We start from the raw sequence: 17,861 nt of genomic DNA, 5'->3' as shown, positions 1-17,861 counted from the left end.
GTTGGTGCTGCGGAACACGATGAGGTGGAACACGTGAAGTTGCCGATCTTGGGCGGTATCTCAATGCCCCGCATGTCAATTGCTGGGGCAGCTGAACAGCACGTAACCGATAATGCACCCTCAAGCATCGCGAATCTCTTGGTGGAAGCGGTTGAACCAACACTGACCCGCTATGTCACCTCGTACGACGGCACCAAGTTAAATGTGCAGGTATACGGACGCAGGGGAGCGCAACCGCTCGTTCTCGCGCATGGATGGACATGCAGTGGCGCATTCTGGCGGCCACAGATCAATGATCTAGCTCGCGAGTTTCGTGTGATCACTTATGATCAGCGCGGCCATGGCGCCAGCGAACTCGGCCGGACACGACTAAGCCCAGAAGTCCTCGCCGACGACCTTTCGGCAGTGCTCGGCACCACACTCCAACCTTCTGAACGTGCTGTAATCATTGGCCACAGCATGGGCGGAATGACGCTGATGTCCTGGGCCGAAAAATACCCTCAGGAAGTCGCGCGATATGCAACGGCGGCGATGTTGCTCAGCACAGCCTCAGGTCGGCTAACGGCAGACGAAACTGTGTTGCCTGGACTGTTCCGTTCAGTTCCACTTCGACCAACAATCGTGGGTGCTGCAATTTCCGCACCGATCCCGACGAACTTCCTGCACAGTAGTGCACTCGAGTACGCGACCATGGGCCCCTACGCCACCGCCGAACAGCGCAACTTTTGCCACAGCATAGTTCGCACGTGCCCGAGCAAAGTGCGAGGCAAGTGGGGTACCGTACTCGGCCGGCTCGACATTAGTGAAGCGCTCGACAATTTGGCTGTGCCCACAACTGTGCTGGTAGGAAGCCGTGACCGACTGACGCCACCGGTGCACTCGTACAGGCTCCGTGACAAGCTCGAAGCCCGCGGCAATCTCGAACAGTTCATCGAACTGCCGCACGTCGGCCACATGAGTCCGGTGGAAGCACCCGAGGCTGTTAACTCGGAGATCCGCCGTCTTGCAGGAATGCCTGCAATGTACCGACGCGTTGGCTAAACAGCCTAGCTAAAGATCACTGTTTTGCGGCCGTGTACTTGCACTCGCCCTTCAAGGTGCCATCGGAGACCGCGCGACAGCACGATCTTTTCGATGTCGCGGCCCTGCCGCACCATATCCGCGATGGTGTATGAGTGGTCGATGCGAACGACGTCTTGTTCGATAATGGGACCAGCATCGAGTTCAGCGGTGACGTAGTGGCAGGTAGCGCCGATGATTTTCACTCCACGCTCGTGTGCCTGGTGGTACGGCTTCGCGCCCATGAATGATGGCAGGAAGCTGTGGTGAATGTTGATCGCACGGTGTTTCCAGTGCTCGCATAGTTGTGGCGGTAGAACCTGCATGAAACGAGCAAGCACCACTGCATCAGGGTTGTGGGCATCAACGAGTGTGCGAACTTCCTCGAATGCTGCGGTTTTGCCCTCGGCATCAGTGGGGAAGGGGACGTGTTGGAACGGCACTCCGTGTGCCCGAGCGACAGGTTCGAGTGTCATGTGGTTGCCGATTACGGCACAAATGTCTGCTGTTAGTTCGCCCGTCGCAGCCCTGCCTAGAACGTCGTGAAGGCAGTGGCCCTCTTTGCTCACGAGCAGCACTACGCGCTTGCGTTCTGCGGAATCATGGACAGACCATTCCGCTTCGGTACCAAAGGTTGCGGCGATTTCGGCGAACTGATCCCGGAATTCGTCCAAGGTCATACGCACTGACGACGCAGTAACTGTTTGACGGGTGAAGAACCACCCTGTGTCGGGATCTGCGTGGTAGGCCGCTTCGACGATCCAGGCACCTGCATCTGCAAGAAAACCAGCCAGTCGCGCCACGATTCCAAGTGCGTCTGGGCACCCAAGCGAGAGGGTGTATCGACGATCATCTGCTACCTCGTTCACTGCCATGTAGGTAAGTATGACAAGCTCAGCAGAATGGATGTGCCTCAGACTCTCACACGGGCCCGTGTTGCCCAGATGATCGACCACACCTTGCTTAAACCGGAAGCGACGCGCGCTGATGTTGTGTCGTTGATCGATGAAGCCCATGAGCTCGGCGTTTTGGCCGTGTGTGTATCGCCGTCAATGTTGCCGATCAACGGTGACGGGCTCGTGATGGCTACGGTGGTGGGTTTCCCCTCCGGTAAACATCATTCGCTTATTAAAGGTGCAGAAGCTCGCCTTGCGGTAGAGAACGGTGCCGACGAAATTGACATGGTGATTGATGTCGGCGCTGCGATTGCCGGTGCCTACGACGAGGTACTCCAGGACATTGTGGTCGTTCGCGAGGCGGCAGGCCCCGATGTCATCCTTAAGGTCATCATCGAGTCAGCGGCATTGTCAGACGACGCCATTGTTGCTGTGTGCAAAGCCGCACAGCAGGCAGGTGCTGACTTTGTAAAGACATCCACGGGGTTTCACCCGGCAGGCGGGGCTTCTGTGCACGCTGTGCAGTTGATGGCAGCGACTGTCGGTGACTCCCTCGGCGTGAAAGCCAGCGGTGGAATCCGCACCACAGAGACAGCGCGGGATCTCATTGCAGCAGGGGCGACGCGCCTTGGGCTGTCATCGAGTGCCACTGTGTTGGCCGGTTTCACCGACTAGCTACTCGCGACTAGACGAGGGTGCACGCTTCCTCAAGCTCCGAAGGAATGTCGGCGTCGGCGGGATCGACGCGTTCGATCTCGGTGTACCCACCTTCAAGTTGAAGCACAATTCCGTCATTGGTGACGGCCACGTCCTTGGCTTGCATGTCGAGTGGGAACTCGGCAAGTTGGCTTCCGATCGTGCCGATGATCATCTGGGGGATTTCGCGAGGAATGCGGAAACCCAGGATGTTTGCTTCAACGACTTCGAGGTCGAGCGCGCCGTTTGCGACGGACGGCTTGATGGTGACGCCAAGGATGGCTCCGACGATTTGGACGTTGAGCGTTTGATCCTGTTCGTTGGGAACGACAGATGACACCACAGCGAGCACGCCTTGCTGTTGCAGTGTCGCAAGGATGCCCTGAGCGGTCCACCTGACCTCAGCGGAGCTGCTTTGCACGGTATTGGCGACCGGCCCATCGCTCAATGACTCGACATCATTGAGGCGGAGGTCCATCGACATTCCTTCGGCGTCCCCAACACGGTCCTCCACGGTGGAGATTGTGATGTACGGGGTTTTTCCGTCGATGAGTTGCCACACCATGGGTTTACGACTCATCTCGATCTCAACGGGTGAACCGATCGAGTAGGTCATTGACTGAGCCATGCAGTCAGAAACCCGCTTGCGTAGGTAGATCTCGCTGCCCACAGCGACTGCGGCTAGGCCGACAAATAGAAAGCCGACGACGAAGATCGCAATGGTTGCGGTCCGACGATTTCGGCGCGGCGGGGTGATCGGAGTGGTCTTCATTAGTTCCCATTGTGCCCCAGTCAGATACATGGTTCCTTGTGAGCGACTGTGGATTGGCTGAGTAAGTGGGAAGTGAATCAAAAAACGTGGGTGCGGCTACAGATGGCAGCCACACCCACGCGGTAACAACCGAGGCGTGCTAGGCGAGATTCTTAGCAACCCACTTCGCCGTGTAGTCATCTTCGTCGGAGAAAAGGCTTTCGACGTTCTGGAGAAGCAACTTCTCTAGCTTCCCGCCAACGATGGGGACGCTCACTCTGGCTTCAACCGTGGCGCTGATGACGCAGCCGTCGCCGGACGCTGTGATCGTGCGGGGTCCCTTGATGTCGCCAGGTCCGCCCTTCATTGTTCCGAAGAAGTCGCCAGTTGCAGAGCCGTTGAATGGACCCCAGGTGTCTTTCCGGATGATCGTCATATCGTTTTTAATGACGGCTTGAGCAACCGAAGGTAGCTTTTCGCGCTTGATGAATTGTTGAAGTTCGACTTCGATCCCGTTGTCCGAAGCATTGAAGCTGACAACGCTGGCATTGGTGCCACCAATGTCGGCGATGCGGTCATCCCAATACTGGCGGGAGGACAGTGCTTTGTACACCTGTTCGGCGGTGCATGACAGTTCTTTTTTGTACTCTGTGCGGCGAGCCATGATCGGCAGGTTACCGTTCTCTTGTGTCTCCAATCCACTCATTGAGCCTCGTGGCGCGACTTGGCGAAGAATTCGGCGCCGAAGTGACGTATGACTCCCCACTAGCGGCACACACAACACTGCGCCTTGGGGGGCCAGTCTCAGCGATTGTTAGCTGTCCGACCACCCAAGCGTTGGCTGGGGTGGTGCGAAGACTCGACAGCGAGCAGATTCCCATTCTTATCGTCGGAGGCGGGTCAAACCTTGTCGTCGCGGACGACGGTGTCGATGCGGTTGCGGTCCGAGTGGCCACCACTGATCTCAAGTTCGACGGAAGTGTCATGCACGCCGAAGCCGGTGTGAATTGGGATGCTGCGGTCACTGCGTCAGTCGCGCAAGGGCTCGGTGGTATCGAATGCTTGTCGGGAATCCCGGGGTCAACAGGTGCGACTCCAGTGCAGAATGTGGGCGCATACGGTGTGGAAATTGCATCGGTGCTACGTCGCGTCGAATTGCTCGACCGCGCAAGCGGCACAGTGCACTGGGCTGGTCCTGAGGAACTGCATCTGTCGTATCGACACAGCATCCTCAAAAACTCTGACACAGCGGTGGTGCTGTCGGTGGAACTTGATCTTCTGCCCGATGGCCTCAGCGCTCCGGTGCGTTACGGCGAACTCGCTCGAACACTAGGCGCGAGTGAAGGAGACCGTCTTCCTGTCGCCGACGTTCGCGAGGCAGTCCTCGCGTTGCGTGCGGGAAAAGGGATGGTCCTCGACAGCGACGACCACGACACGTGGAGCGCGGGGTCGTTCTTCACCAACCCAATCATTCCCACTGAGGAGCTTCCAGAAGTCCTACGCAAGGCCCAGGACCTGCTCGGGGCCGACGTGACGATGCCACAGTTCCCCGCCGGGCCTGGGCGCACCAAACTATCGGCGGGGTGGCTCATTGAGCGTGCAGGTTTTTCGCGCGGATTCCCGGGTGAGGACGCGCCTGTGCGGTTGTCGACGAAACACACCCTGGCGCTGACAAACAGGGGTTCCGCGACGACTGCTGATCTCGTTGAGTTGGCGCGGCGAGTGCAACGCGGGGTCGAGGATGCTTTTGGCGTCCGGCTACACCCAGAACCTGTGTGCGTCGGTGTGCACATCTAGTCCACTGCAGTTAATACACCGTCATAGTTCGCGATGAAACTTGCCTGGACCAGCCTGAGCGCGTGGCTTGATGATGATCTGATCGAGATTGACGTGTGACGGTCGGGATGCGACGAAACCTATAACTTCCGCGACGTCCTCTGCGACCAGGGGAGTGAAGCCTTCGTACACTTTGGCTGCTTGGTCATTGTCACCGTCGAAGCGAACCAATGAAAATTCGGTTTCGACTGCGCCCGGCGCAATCTCCGTTAGCCGAATCGGCTGACCCAACAACTCGTCACGCAGCGTTCTGTGCAGCACGCCTTCGGCATGTTTGGCGGATGTGTAGCCCGAACCTCCTGCGTAAATTTCGAGCGCAGCAATGGACGTCACGGTCACGATGAGCCCATCCCCAGATGCTGCGAGTTTGGGGATCAGCGCTTTTGTCATACGCAACGTGCCGAGGACGTTTGTTTCCCACATCCACCGCCAGTGATCCAGGTTCGCGTTTTGGACCGTGTCGAGTCCTTTTGCGCCGCCTGCATTGTTCACAAGCACATCGACGCGGGGTAGTGCCTGGGCGAAAGAGGCGACGGACTCGTCATTGGTCACGTCGAGGGGGAGTGCAGTCCCGCCGATGTCGTTCGCGAGGGCCTCAAGGCGGTCAATCCGCCGTGCGCCTACCACGACGTGAAAGCCGAGATTGGACAGGCTTCGGGCTGTGGCGTCACCAATTCCCGAACTTGCACCGGTAACGACAGCGATACGTGAATTAGCAGGAATCGTCATGCGGCCGATCTTAGTGGCGTCAACTACGATGATGCGCGGTAGCAGCAGCGCGCGGTGAGGCCAGTTGCCGCTACGGTTGGGGCATGAGTGCGGTGTATCAAGTCTCTAGCAGTGATGGCACCAGAATTGTGTATCGCGTTACAGGTGATCGTGCCTCTCCACCGTTGTTGCTGGTGCACGGTTGGGCGCAATCGTCACAATGCTGGGGACCGGACCTCATCACGCTGCTGTCGGAGACGTTTCGGGTGATCGCGATTGACCTTCGTGGTCACGGGTATTCCGACGCCCCGCACGCGGCTTACAGTGATTCGACACTGTGGGCTGACGATATCGCCGCCGTTCTAGCTCGTGAAAACGCGCACAGTGCAATGGTGGTTGGCTGGTCGTATGGCGGTCTGGTGATCTGCGACTATCTGGCCGAACGGGGCTGCGCGGACATTTCTGGCGTCGTCTTTGTTGGTGCGATTACTAGCATCGGGCGGGACTGCCCCGGCGGAGCGATCGGTAGCGCGATGCGCAACGTCATTCAAGGTGGGCTATCCGCCGTGCCTAGCGAAGCGATCCGCGCTTTGGGTAGTTTCGGCACTGCGCTCGTTCCGACGGAACGAACGGATTTGGGCCCGATGCAGCAAGCCCTCTTCGGAACGAGTTTATGTACACCGCCACACGTCCGTACCGCGCTGTTTCGACGTCACGTGAATCACGACGCAACACTGGGCAGCCTCACTATCCCGGCGCTGTTCATTCACGGCACCAACGATCAATTTGTTGATATCAACGCGTCGCGCCATGGGGTAACTGTGGTGCCGAAGTCCCAGCTTAGTGAGTGGGAAGGTGTTGGGCACGCCCCGTTCCTCGAAGACCCAGTGCGCTGTGCGGAAGAAATTCGCGCTTTTGCGAGTTGTGACTAGAAGAGAACTGAGTTGCACCTCTGTGGCCTCAGACTTCGTATTGCGTGACCAGATAGGGCAGGATGGGCCGAGTGATTTCTCGATGTACGAGCGCCGACGACGATGCGGTTGCGCGTGAAGCACGTGATGTGACCGGCTTGAACGCGCCTGACATTCGGCGTGTGGCGGTAATTTCAGTTCATACCTCGCCGCTTGCTCAGCCCGGTACAGGCGATGCCGGAGGCATGAACGTCTATGTGTTGGAAACAGCCAAAGAACTTGCTCGCAGAGGAATACTGGTCGACATTTTCACGCGTGCGACATCGTCGCTCGACCCGCATTCGGTGGAGGCCGCGCCTGGGGTGACAGTGCGCAACATTGTGGCCGGACCGTTTGAAGGATTAGGCAAAACGGATTTGCCGAGCCAGATGTGCCCTTTCACTGCAGCTGTCTTACGTGAGGAAGCGTCTCACGAACCGGGGCACTACGACCTCATTCATTCGCACTATTGGCTTTCCGGCCAGGTTGGTTGGCTCGCCCGTGACCGTTGGGGAATTCCTTTGGTCCACACGGCGCACACGCTCGCGGCGGTGAAGAACGCGTCGCTTGCCCACGGTGATGTGCCGGAACCGCTTGCGCGACAGGTCGGCGAGCAGCAGATTGTCAATGAGTCTGACCGGTTACTCGTCAATACCGACGAAGAGTCTCAGCAGTTGCAGCATTTTTATCACGCTGATCCACGGAAAATTGATATCGCAGCTCCCGGTGCGGACCTCGCGCAGTTCACACCAGGCGACAAACTCCAGGCGCGGAAAACGCTTGGGATTGATCCTGCGGAGAAGGTCATTGCTTTCGTGGGCCGCATTCAACCGTTGAAGGCGCCTGACGTGCTCCTGCGAGCCGTCGGTGCGATGTTAGATGCTGACGACACTGTGCCGGTGCGGGTTTTAATCGTTGGTGGAACTTCCGGAACGGGTCAGCACGGTTACTCGCTGGATGCGATCGCCCACGAGGTCGGTATCGAGGATCGCGTGACGTTCCTCCCTCCACAACCGGCCAAAGACCTGGTGACGGTATATCGAGCTGCAGACGTTGTGGCAGTGCCTAGCTATTCGGAGTCATTTGGGCTTGTTGCTCTTGAGGCACAAGCGTGCGGCACCCCCGTCGTTGCCGCGCACGTTGGCGGGTTGGGCGTAGCTGTTGCCGACGCGGTGTCAGGACAGCTAGTCGATGGGCACGATGTGCACGACTGGGCTTCGGCGCTGCGTGAGATTGTGGGCAACGACGAATTGCGTGCCCGCTACGCGCACGCTGCACCGATCCATGCGGCCCAGTTTTCTTGGGGACACACCGTCGACGCTCTGGTCGAATGCTATCGGCGGGCCTTAGGTGCCGCGGTGCCTCCGAGCAGCCAGTTAACGCCACGACGCGTTGCAGGGCGGGCGCGAGTGTTGCGCCGCAAGCGAAACTACAGTCGCGCCCACACCCTCGGCGGCTAAACATTGGTGATGCATGGCACTCTGGAAGGGGCACGACCAATTCCGTGAGGAGAGCGCTGCATGTCTGATGATGTCACCGGATCGTTGCAGGTCATTGAGGAAACTCTGACCTCCAGAGGTATCGACTACGAGTTGCGCGGCGACAAGCACATTGTTGTTGAGCTTCCTGGGGTGCGAAAGCTAAAGACGACGTGTTTGCTAACCCCTTCAACGCACGGCGTGCGCATTGAGGCTTTTGTTTGTCGTCATCCTGATGAAAATGAGCCCTCCCTACACCAGTACCTACTGCAACGGAACCGTCGCCTGTATGGCGTCGCGTACACGGTCGACCGCAGTGGAGATATCTACCTCGTAGGAAGAATGTCCCACCATGCGGTGACGCCAGATGAAATCGACAGAATTTTGGGTCAAGTGCTTGAGGCGGCGGACAGCGACTTTAATGTGCTGCTCGAAATTGGCTTCATCACGTCGATTCGGCGGGAATGGGCTTGGCGCGTGTCGCGGGGGGAGTCGCTGGCGAACCTGCAGGCGTTTAAGCACCTGATTAAAGACGACGACAGTGAGAGCGCTGAACCTCAGTCGTCTGTCAACTGATGTTAAGTCGGCGGTGATAGCGTGAGCAACATCACGCACATGTCATACCCGGCCTGACAGGAGCGCCATGAGCTTTCGAAGTCCATTTCCCGACGTAGAGATTCCGAACCAAGGTGTGTACGACTTCCTGTTCGGTTCCATCAGCGATGCCGAACTTGAAGTTCCCGCATTTATTGACGGACCTTCGGGGCAGGTAATGACCTATGGCCAACTGATCGCTCACATTAATGGTGTAGCAGGCGCTCTAGCAGCTCGCGGCGTGAAACCCGGGGACGTGGTGGCGTTGCACTCGCCCAACATTCCGGCTTTTGGCGCGGTGTTTCACGGCATCTTGCGTGCAGGCGCCACCGCCACGACGGTGAACGCCCTGTACACCGCCGATGACATCGCCAATCAACTGAACGACTCCGGTGCGGTATTGCTATTCACGGTGTCACCACTGTTGCCACAGGCAGTCGCAGGCGCTGAAAAAGCAGGCTTGGACGCATCTAAAGTAATTGTTCTCGATGGTGCACCTGGCCACGAATCGCTGCGGGATCTACTGACCGAAGGCGCACCCGCACCCACAGTGACGTTTGATCCAAGTGAACGACTTGCGGTTCTCCCGTACTCCTCAGGCACGACGGGCCGCCCCAAGGGAGTGATGCTGACGCACAAGAACTTGGTGGCAAACGTCAGCCAAACCAACGGGCTCATCGGCGGGAAGCCGCAACGGATACTTGCGGTTCTGCCGTTCTTTCACATCTACGGAATGACAGTTCTCCTGAACTTGGCATTGCTCAACCGCTCCACATTGGTGACGATGCCGAAGTTCGATCTGGATGAGTTCCTACGCATCTCATCTGAGCACAAGTGCACGCAGATCTTCATCGCTCCGCCCATCGCGGTAGCCCTCGCTAAGCACCCCGCGGTCGACTCGGTAGACCTGTCCAGCGTGGAACTCGTTTTCTCCGGCGCTGCGCCCCTCGATGCGAATCTCGGTCACGCGGTCGAAAAGCGACTCGGTTGCATTGTTCGCCAGGGGTATGGCATGAGTGAAATGAGCCCCGTCAGCCACCTCATTCCACTTGATCGTGCGGACGTGCCACTCGACTCGGTTGGCTTCACAATCCCGAACATGGAATGCAAACTGGTCGATCCTGTTTCGGAGAAGGAGATTCCCGTTCCCGAATCCGGCGTGAGTGAAGCTGGTGAGTTGTGGTGCAAAGGCCCTAACGTCATGCCTGGGTACCTAAACAACGCGCAGGCGACTGCTGAAACGATCACCGACGACGGATTCTTACGCACCGGTGACATGGCGACTGTGAGTGCCGAAGGGGTTGTGACAATCGTTGACCGGTTGAAGGAACTCATCAAGTACAAGGGCTATCAGGTGCCCCCAGCCGAGCTTGAAGCGCTGCTGTTGTCGCACCCCCAGATCGCTGATGCTGCCGTAATCGGGGTCATTGATTCCGAGGGAGAAGAAGTTCCAAAGGCTTACGTCGTGCAGCAAGCAGAGGCAGGGCTGACCGAAGACGACGTGATGGAGTTTGTCGCGGCTAAGGTCTCGCCACACAAGAAGGTGCGCGCTGTCGAGTTCATCGATGTCGTTCCCAAATCTGCCGCGGGGAAAATCCTGCGGAAAGATCTGCGCGCGCGTGAAGCTGCTGCCCAGTAAATTGTGTGCTTGCGATCAACTTTGAGGACCACGCAAGACGTCACCACCTAGCGTGCAAGGATAAAGGCATGACTATCGGAACCCTCGTTTTGCTTCGGCACGGCGAAAGTGAATGGAATGCGCTCAACCTGTTCACCGGTTGGGTGGATGTACACCTGACTGAGAAAGGCATGGGTGAGGCGAAAAGAGCTGGCGAACTGCTCGTCGAACATGGAGTGACGCCAGATATCTTGTACACCTCGCTGCTACGGCGTGCGATCACCACAGCGCATGTGGCCCTCGATGCCGCTGATCGTCTGTGGATTCCAGTGGTACGCGACTGGAGGCTCAACGAACGGCACTACGGCGCGCTGCAAGGCAAAAACAAAGCGCAAGTTAAAGCCGAGTACGGTGATGACCAATTCATGATGTGGCGTCGTAGCTACGACACTCCGCCGCCGCCGATCGAGTCGGGCACCGAATATAGCCAGGACAGCGATCCCCGGTACGCACACCTTTCCGATGCCCCATTGACGGAGTGCCTCCTTGATGTGGTTAAGCGGTTCATTCCGTATTTTGAGGAAACAATTGCGAAGGATCTGAAAGCGGGAAAAACAGTTCTTGTCGCGGCGCATGGCAACTCATTGCGCGCCTTGGTTAAACACCTCGACGGGATCTCAGATGCCGATATTGCACAACTGAACATTCCAACTGGAATTCCGTTGGTGTATGAGTTCGATAATGATGATCTAACTCCTCGCAAGATTGGTGGCACATACCTAGATCCCGATGCGGCAGCGGCGGGGGCTGCGGCAGTAGCTGCCCAGGGTAAGTAAAAAGCCGGGCAAGCCGGGTAAGTAGGAGGCTGTAGGTAGCGTCGCGGTTAACAGACGGCGAACATACGTCGCGCACAGTGTGACATGCATTAGAAGTCGCGCACGATATTAGGGTGTTTGTTCAATCACCCGTACGATTCGAAACGTGACGATTCTCCAGGCACTGGTGCTCGCATTGTGCGCGGCAGCTATCGGCGGCATTGCCGGTTCGCTGATTAATTCGCGACTGCAAAGCCAGGCTGAGGGGTCCCGCGAAAAAGAAGACTCATTGACCGTGTCGCAGGTACTTGATCTCGTTGTCACTTCTTCCCCCATCGGTATCGCAGTCATTGACGAGTACCAACACGTTCTGCTGTCGAATGAACGCGTGGAACAACTCGGAGTCGTGCGCAACCACCTTCTTGACGAGCGCGCCTGGGTGGCAACAAAGAAAGTTTTTGATACCAGCGAAAGTGTCGATTTTGACCTTTCAGCAAAAACGCGAACTTTGGCGCGGGGCGCCGTTGCAGTGCGTGGACATGTGCACTTACTCCACGAGGTGGATCCGCGCATTGCAGTAATCTACGCAGAAGACGACTCGGAGCAGGTTCGCATGGAGGCGACCCGGCGGGACTTTGTCGCTAACGTCAGCCACGAACTTAAAACGCCAGTAGGGGCCATTAGTTTGTTGGCAGAGGCTTTACTGGAATCAAGCGATGACCCAGAATCTGTGCGTCATTTTGGTGCGAAGATGCACCATGAAGCTAACCGGCTGGGCAACATGGTCAGTGAACTCATCGCACTGTCGAGACTTCAAGGCGCGGAAAAGTTGCCTGACCTTGACGTTGTCGACGTCGATGAGATCGTGAGCGAAGCCCTAGAGCGTGCCGCTGTGTCGGCCGATGCTGCGGATATCACCATCACTACTGACTTTCCCAGTGGGCTTGAGGTCTTGGGTGACCGCACACTTCTGGTGACGGCGCTTTCTAACCTTTTGTCGAATGCAATTTCGTATTCTCCCTCGAACACTCCAGTGACAATTAGTCGAAACTTCCGTGGCAACAATGTTGAAATCAGTGTCACGGACCGCGGAATTGGAATTGACCCCGAATATCATGAGCGTGTGTTCGAGCGGTTCTTTCGCGTCGACAAAGCGCGATCTCGCGCCACGGGTGGAACGGGTCTCGGGTTGGCAATCGTCAAACATGTAGCGGCTAATCACAATGGATCGATACGAATGTGGAGTCGGCCTGGAACTGGGTCAACATTCACGCTTGTTCTGCCTGCATATTTTGAGGCTCCGGAATTACCGGAGAGCACGAATCCTGGGAATTCCCCAGCGGAACGAAGAGAGGACCTACGCCGGTGACTAAAGTTCTGATCGTGGAGGATGAAGAATCGTTGGCCGACCCGCTAGCATTCTTGCTCCGCAAGGAAGGTTTCGAGGTCACCATTGCTGTCGACGGGCCGTCTGCTCTCGAGTCGTTCGATAACGACGGTGCAGACATCGTGCTACTCGACATCATGCTGCCTGGCATGAGCGGAACTGAAGTGTGCAAACAGTTGCGCTCCAAGTCTGCTGTGCCCGTGATCATGGTGACGGCTCGTGACAGCGAAATCGACAAAGTGGTGGGCCTCGAAATCGGTGCAGACGACTATGTCACCAAGCCGTATTCATCACGTGAACTGATTGCTCGCATCCGAGCTGTACTTCGTCGCGGGTTCGAACCAGAAGCAGAGATGTCGAGTGACACTGTCCTTGAGGCGGGGCCGGTGCGCATGGACGTTGATCGGCACATCGTGCAGGTCGGCAGCAGCGCCATCACGTTGCCGCTGAAAGAGTTCGACCTACTTGAGTATCTGTTGCGCAATAGTGGTCGAGTCCTGACTCGGGGGCAACTCATCGACCGCGTGTGGGGCGCCGACTACGTCGGAGACACCAAAACTTTGGATGTGCACGTCAAGCGACTGCGCTCCAAGATCGAACAGGATCCGGCCAAGCCGCGCCACCTTGTGACAGTTCGTGGGCTTGGGTACAAGCTCGAACCTTAAGCGGTGGCGTTTTTCGTTGCAGGGTGGATGGCGATCAGCCCGAGTTGTGAGCGACGGCGGCACAACTCGGCAAGTTCGTTGTAGGCGTCAACTCCGACAAGGGCGCGGAGCTCTGCTGCCATCGACTTCCACACGGGTTCACTACCGACATGTGCGTCCGGTGATGACGTGCACCACCACGTGAGATCTTCGCCGCCTGGGCCCCATCCTCGGCGGTCGTATTCGCTCAACGTGGTTCTGAGAATCTGTTCCCCGTCGGGACGGTCAACCCATTCTTGAGTACGACGAATGGGTAATTGCCAGCAGACGTCTGGTTTGACGTCGACGAGGTCTTGTCCGGTGCGCACGGCCATATGGTGCAGTGCGCAGCCAACACCGCCGTGGAATCCTGGGCGATTGAGGAAGATGCATGCCCCATCGAAGCGGCGCGTGCGCAACGCTTCTTCACCGTCGAGTTCGTCGAGTTCAAAGATGTCGAACTCAGTTCCCGAAGCGTCAATGGCTTCGGACATCAGCTCCCAGTCGTCCTCCGTAAGGTCGCCCACAGCGTCGATTACGCGGTCGCGGTCTTCGTCGTCCGCAAGGAAAGCGCCGTGGGTGCAGCAACCGTCTGAGCCGCGTCCTTCGACGATTCCCTGACAACTTGGCGTGCCGAAAACACACGTCCATCGGGACAGGAGCCACGTGAGGTCCGCCGAAATCACATGCTCACTGTTAGCGGGGTCGACGAACTCGATCCACTCGCGAGGAAAATCGAGGGCTACCTCAGGCGCCGGGGCTGGCGTCTGGTCTGCCGAAGAGAGAGGGTGCTTCACAGCCTCCGACGGTAGCGGTATAGCGTTGACTATGTGCGCTTAGGGGTCCTCGATGTGGGAAGTAATACGGTTCATCTGCTGATGGTGGATGCTCACAGGGGTGGGCATCCGACTCCGATGAGCTCTACTAAGGCTGTTCTGCGGCTGTCGGAACAGATCGATAAGAACGGAAACTTGACCAATAAGTGCGCCGAAAGCCTGGTCGACACGGTCAAAGAGTTTTCCGGTATCGCCACTTCGTCGGGTTGCGAACAATTCATGGCTTTCGCGACTTCCGCGGTGCGTGATGCGGGGAACTCTGAGGAAGTTCTTGATCGTGTCCTGAAGGAAACTGGGGTCACTCTTGAAGTGCTACCTGGTGAGGATGAGGCCCGACTAACCTTCCTCGCGGTGCGCCGCTGGCACGGCTGGAGCGCGGGGCGGATACTCAACCTCGACATCGGCGGTGGATCGCTGGAAATCTGCAGCGGCATTGACGAAGACCCTGATGTTGCGCTGTCTCTCCAGCTTGGTGCTGGCAGATTGACGCGGGATTGGCTGCCAGAAGATCCACCCGACCGGCGTCGCATTTCGGTCTTGCGCGACTGGCTAGATGCGGAACTGCAAGACACGGCCAAAGTCGTCAAAGAAGCGGGCAAAGCTGACTTGGCAGTAGCGACGTCGAAGACGTTCCGGTCTCTTGCCAGGTTGACGGGCGCAGCGCCAAGTTCTGCTGGCCCACGTGTCCGGCGCACACTCACCGCCACAGGTTTGCGACAAATTATTGCTTTTATTTCGCGAATGACGGCTGCTGACCGCGCGGAACTTGAAGGGGTAAGTTCAGATAGGGCGCCGCAAATAGTTGCGGGTGCGCTAGTTGCTGAGGCAAGCATGCGGGCACTGGGTGTGGATAGCGTCGACATCTGCCCTTGGGCTTTGCGCGAAGGGTTGATCCTGCGCAAACTCGATACCGGTTTGGATGGCGTAACGAAAGGCAAGTGAGAACCGTGACAAGTCAACACAGGATCCGCGTTGGGTTGTCGACCGCGTCGGTGTATCCGCAAAACACTGAGGCGGGTTTCCGGTACGCGGCCGAAGTTGGCTACGACGGTGTTGAAGTAATGGTGTGGCTGGAGTCCGTGAGTCAGGAATTTTCGGCACTGCGCGCCTTGTCTAAAAAGTATGGGATTCCGGTGCTGTCGATTCACGCACCGTGCTTGCTGATTTCGCAGCGAGTGTGGGGGAGTGATCCAGTCTCGAAGCTTGACCGGTCAGCTCAGTTGGCATCCGACCTCGGCGCTGAGACCGTCGTTGTGCACCCGCCGTTTCGTTGGCAGCGCCGGTACGTCGAGGGGTTCCAGGAGCAAACATGGCGGCTTGAACGCGACACCGGGGTGAAGCTAGCGGTGGAAAATATGTTCCCGATGCGCGCCGATCGATTTTTTGGTCGGCGTACCCGCTCCGCTGAGCGGATGAAGGAGCGTGGGGGGCCGGGCCCAGGGTTGACTGCATTTGCGCCGTCGTATGACCCGACAGACATTGACCACCCGCACTACACGCTCGACCTATCTCATACCGCCACCGCGGGCACGGATGCGATGGAACTTGCTGCGAGAATGGGCGACCGACTTACGCACATTCACTTGGCGGACGGACGTGGGGCGTCCATCGATGAACACTTGTTGCCGGGCCATGGGACGCAGCCGTGCGCGGAGCTGTGTCAGCAACTCGCGGTGCAGGGGTTCACTGGGCAAGTGATTCTTGAGATCAGTACGAAGCATGCGCGCACAGCTGCGGAGCGCTCGTTGTTGCTGTCTGAGGCGCTTCAGTTTGCGCGAACGAACCTCGAGGTGGGAGTGGGACCAACCGTCGGCGAGGACGGCATTCAGAAGCCTTAGCGTGTTCATTTCGCGGCTGCCCGGCAGTCGTGGCACGCTACACGCCATGACGAATATTGCTGTTATTGGCGGAGGTCGAATCGGTGAGGCGCTTATTGCAGGTCTTCTGGCCTCAGGTCGCGACCCGCGAACGGTGTTTGTTTCTGAAAAATCTAGCGAACGCGCTACGCAGCTTTCCCGACGGTTTGGTATTCGCACCTTGTCTGCCCGCGACGCTGCCGAGGCCGCGGACACCATCGTTGTTGCGGTGAAGCCGGGCGATGTCGAATCTGCGCTGTCCGAGATTGGTGACGTCTTTGAATTGAGCGACAACGACAAGGTGGTTGTTTCGCTTGCCGCCGGTTTGTCGACGTCCTGGTTGGAGTCCAAAGTTCCAGCAGGTACCGCTGTGGTGAGGGTTATGCCGAACACTCCGATGCTCGTCGGCAAAGGGATGTGCGTGGTGTCAGCCGGTCGCTACGCCACCGATGAGAACGTGGCCTTTGTGTCGGAATTGCTTGAACCGGTCGGTCGGGTTGCTGTGATGGCTGAATCAGCATTGGACGCTGTGACAGCGGTATCAGGGTCGGGACCGGCGTATTTTTTCCTCATGGTGGAGGCCATGGTTGATGCGGCGGTGGCCCTTGGGTTGCCGCGCCCAGCGGCAATGGAGCTGGTGGTGCAAACATTTCTCGGGTCTGCGGAGATGTTCCTTGCCGAAGAGAAGCAGACCGGAACTCTTCCCAGTGCTGTCGCGTCTGAGCTGCGCTACGCCGTGACGTCTCCAGGCGGCACTACGGCCGCGGCTCTTGCGGAGTTTGAGCGGCAGGGGTTCCGCGCGGCAGTTCTTGATGCGCTCGGAGCTGCTCGAGATCGTTCGGTGAAGCTTGGCGAGCTGTACTGATCCCAAATTGTGGGAGTGGGATTTTTGGTGCGGTGAACTGTAACCGTTAGCGGCACTCTGTGATCGCCACACTTTCAGGATCAAGGTTCGCTGAGCTTAGGCACTCCCGTCGCTTTATGCACATGAGTCCCGCTAAACTCATTGCAGCACGTAGGTGTCAACACTGCCGGAGGGGAAGCCGGTGGCGCCGGGCGTGCTGGAGGTGAAAATAGTATGGCTACAGATCTACCCCCAACGGGGCCCAACACTGGTGGAAGTGACAACACTGTGACTCAATCAGTTTTCGGCTCCACGCAGTTTCTTACTGTCGCCGAGGTCGCATCCCTTATGCGGGTCTCCAAGATGACGGTTTACCGACTTGTGCACAGTGGTGAGTTGCCTGCCGTACGTGTCGGCCGTTCATTCCGTGTGCACGCAAAAACTGTGCACGACTACTTGCAAACTTCGTACTTTGATGTGAGTTAACCCCGCACGAGTCGGCCTAAAAGGTCACAAATGTGGTGGTGAAAACGCCAAAACGACCGGCGGTTAACAGATCGGCTTCGATCAGCGGTAATATGGACCCTCGGCGCGTCGGCTGGCTGGCCATCGATGATTGGTTCGGTGACTCCGGCAATCATCGGTCAGCACGTTTGGCGCTGGCCGGCAGGTAGCTCGATGCGTGGCAAAGCCTGTCCGCAGATGACGTCAAGCAGAACGAGGGGCACCCAATATGGGTTCAGTGATTAAGAAGCGACGGAAGCGTATGTCGAAGAAGAAGCACCGCAAGCTTCTTCGCAGGACTCGGGTGCAGCGTCGCAAACTTGGTAAGTAGCGAGGGCTAGGCGTTTCAA

Annotated in this window: 20 protein-coding genes; 15 read left to right on the top strand and 5 right to left on the bottom strand. The window is 57.8% G+C overall.

What is annotated here, in order from left to right; all coding sequences use genetic code 11:
* Nucleotides 1–33: 33 nt before the first annotated feature.
* The gene (locus IEW73_RS14710) at nt 34–1,041 is read left to right on the top strand and encodes an alpha/beta fold hydrolase (protein ID WP_229676024.1); all 1,008 of its coding nucleotides are present in this window, start codon (nt 34–36) and stop codon (nt 1,039–1,041) included.
* A 5-nt stretch (nt 1,042–1,046) separates the two neighbouring features.
* On the opposite strand, the gene purU is transcribed toward IEW73_RS14710, so the two are convergent.
* Nucleotides 1,047–1,934, bottom strand: coding sequence for a formyltetrahydrofolate deformylase (gene purU, locus IEW73_RS14705; protein ID WP_188676751.1), 888 nt, complete (start codon nt 1,932–1,934; stop codon nt 1,047–1,049).
* Nucleotides 1,935–1,961: 27 nt separating this feature from the next.
* Here purU and deoC point away from each other — a divergent pair, with 27 nt between their 5' ends.
* Nucleotides 1,962–2,630, top strand: coding sequence for a deoxyribose-phosphate aldolase (deoC, locus tag IEW73_RS14700; protein ID WP_188676748.1), 669 nt, complete (start codon nt 1,962–1,964; stop codon nt 2,628–2,630).
* Between the two features lie 10 nt (nt 2,631–2,640).
* Here the strand turns inward: deoC and IEW73_RS14695 are convergent, their stop codons facing one another.
* Together IEW73_RS14695 and IEW73_RS14690 are read right to left on the bottom strand one after the other, a co-directional pair.
* Complete coding sequence (locus IEW73_RS14695; protein WP_188676745.1) at nt 2,641–3,423, bottom strand: LmeA family phospholipid-binding protein; 783 nt, start codon at nt 3,421–3,423, stop codon at nt 2,641–2,643.
* Nucleotides 3,424–3,562: 139 nt separating this feature from the next.
* The gene (locus tag IEW73_RS14690; protein WP_188676743.1) at nt 3,563–4,066 is read right to left on the bottom strand and encodes a DUF2505 domain-containing protein; all 504 of its coding nucleotides are present in this window, start codon (nt 4,064–4,066) and stop codon (nt 3,563–3,565) included.
* A gap of 83 nt (nt 4,067–4,149) precedes the next feature.
* Here IEW73_RS14690 and IEW73_RS14685 point away from each other — a divergent pair, with 83 nt between their 5' ends.
* A complete protein-coding gene (locus IEW73_RS14685) occupies nt 4,150–5,199 on the top strand; it encodes a UDP-N-acetylmuramate dehydrogenase (RefSeq protein ID WP_188677024.1) in 1,050 nt (349 codons plus the stop codon).
* Between the two features lie 21 nt (nt 5,200–5,220).
* On the opposite strand, the gene IEW73_RS14680 is transcribed toward IEW73_RS14685, so the two are convergent.
* Nucleotides 5,221–5,967, bottom strand: coding sequence for an SDR family NAD(P)-dependent oxidoreductase (locus IEW73_RS14680; RefSeq protein ID WP_188676738.1), 747 nt, complete (start codon nt 5,965–5,967; stop codon nt 5,221–5,223).
* Nucleotides 5,968–6,050: 83 nt separating this feature from the next.
* Between IEW73_RS14680 and IEW73_RS14675 the strand changes: the two genes are divergently transcribed.
* The 7 genes from IEW73_RS14675 to IEW73_RS14645 all read left to right on the top strand — a co-directional run bounded on the left by IEW73_RS14675 (nt 6,051) and on the right by IEW73_RS14645 (nt 13,453).
* Nucleotides 6,051–6,878, top strand: coding sequence for an alpha/beta fold hydrolase (locus IEW73_RS14675; protein ID WP_188676735.1), 828 nt, complete (start codon nt 6,051–6,053; stop codon nt 6,876–6,878).
* Between the two features lie 128 nt (nt 6,879–7,006).
* On the top strand, nt 7,007–8,356 hold the full coding sequence (gene mshA / locus IEW73_RS14670) for a D-inositol-3-phosphate glycosyltransferase (RefSeq protein WP_229676045.1): 1,350 nt from the start codon (nt 7,007–7,009) through the stop codon (nt 8,354–8,356).
* Between the two features lie 60 nt (nt 8,357–8,416).
* Complete coding sequence (locus IEW73_RS14665) at nt 8,417–8,950, top strand: type III secretion system chaperone family protein (RefSeq protein WP_188676730.1); 534 nt, start codon at nt 8,417–8,419, stop codon at nt 8,948–8,950.
* 67 nt (nt 8,951–9,017) lie between these two features.
* Entirely contained in the window at nt 9,018–10,607 is a 1,590-nt protein-coding gene (locus tag IEW73_RS14660) for an AMP-binding protein (RefSeq protein ID WP_188676727.1), read from the top strand.
* A 68-nt stretch (nt 10,608–10,675) separates the two neighbouring features.
* Nucleotides 10,676–11,422, top strand: a complete 747-nt coding sequence (locus tag IEW73_RS14655) for a phosphoglyceromutase (protein WP_188676724.1) — start codon at nt 10,676–10,678, stop codon at nt 11,420–11,422.
* 145 nt (nt 11,423–11,567) lie between these two features.
* The gene (locus tag IEW73_RS14650) at nt 11,568–12,770 is read left to right on the top strand and encodes a sensor histidine kinase (RefSeq protein ID WP_188676721.1); all 1,203 of its coding nucleotides are present in this window, start codon (nt 11,568–11,570) and stop codon (nt 12,768–12,770) included.
* Nucleotides 12,767–13,453 (top strand): response regulator, encoded by a 687-nt coding sequence (locus IEW73_RS14645; protein WP_188676717.1) that lies wholly within the window; start codon nt 12,767–12,769, stop codon nt 13,451–13,453. The genes IEW73_RS14650 and IEW73_RS14645 overlap by 4 nt, the downstream gene beginning before the upstream one ends.
* Here the strand turns inward: IEW73_RS14645 and IEW73_RS14640 are convergent.
* Nucleotides 13,450–14,268 carry a DUF3109 family protein gene (locus tag IEW73_RS14640; protein ID WP_188676714.1) on the bottom strand — a complete coding sequence of 273 codons (819 nt, stop codon included), beginning with the start codon at nt 14,266–14,268 and terminating at the stop codon, nt 13,450–13,452. The genes IEW73_RS14645 and IEW73_RS14640 overlap by 4 nt on opposite strands.
* A gap of 33 nt (nt 14,269–14,301) precedes the next feature.
* Here IEW73_RS14640 and IEW73_RS14635 point away from each other — a divergent pair, with 33 nt between their 5' ends.
* From IEW73_RS14635 to IEW73_RS14615, 5 genes are all read left to right on the top strand, one after another.
* The gene (locus IEW73_RS14635) at nt 14,302–15,249 is read left to right on the top strand and encodes a Ppx/GppA family phosphatase (protein WP_188676711.1); all 948 of its coding nucleotides are present in this window, start codon (nt 14,302–14,304) and stop codon (nt 15,247–15,249) included.
* A gap of 5 nt (nt 15,250–15,254) precedes the next feature.
* The gene (locus IEW73_RS14630) at nt 15,255–16,145 is read left to right on the top strand and encodes a sugar phosphate isomerase/epimerase family protein (RefSeq protein WP_188676709.1); all 891 of its coding nucleotides are present in this window, start codon (nt 15,255–15,257) and stop codon (nt 16,143–16,145) included.
* 46 nt (nt 16,146–16,191) lie between these two features.
* Nucleotides 16,192–17,028 (top strand): pyrroline-5-carboxylate reductase, encoded by an 837-nt coding sequence (gene proC, locus IEW73_RS14625; RefSeq protein WP_188676705.1) that lies wholly within the window; start codon nt 16,192–16,194, stop codon nt 17,026–17,028.
* Between the two features lie 213 nt (nt 17,029–17,241).
* On the top strand, nt 17,242–17,493 hold the full coding sequence (locus IEW73_RS14620; RefSeq protein WP_229676023.1) for a helix-turn-helix domain-containing protein: 252 nt from the start codon (nt 17,242–17,244) through the stop codon (nt 17,491–17,493).
* A 247-nt stretch (nt 17,494–17,740) separates the two neighbouring features.
* Nucleotides 17,741–17,842 (top strand): 30S ribosomal protein bS22, encoded by a 102-nt coding sequence (locus IEW73_RS14615; RefSeq protein WP_003402602.1) that lies wholly within the window; start codon nt 17,741–17,743, stop codon nt 17,840–17,842.
* The last annotated feature ends 19 nt before the right edge of the window (nt 17,843–17,861 follow it).

It is taken from the genome of Hoyosella rhizosphaerae, from assembly GCF_014643175.1.
In the GTDB taxonomy this organism is placed as follows: Bacteria; Actinomycetota; Actinomycetes; order Mycobacteriales; family Mycobacteriaceae; genus Lolliginicoccus; species Lolliginicoccus rhizosphaerae.
The sequence above is the reverse complement of the archived record's forward strand: the minus strand, read 5'-3'. Positions and strand labels throughout refer to the sequence as shown.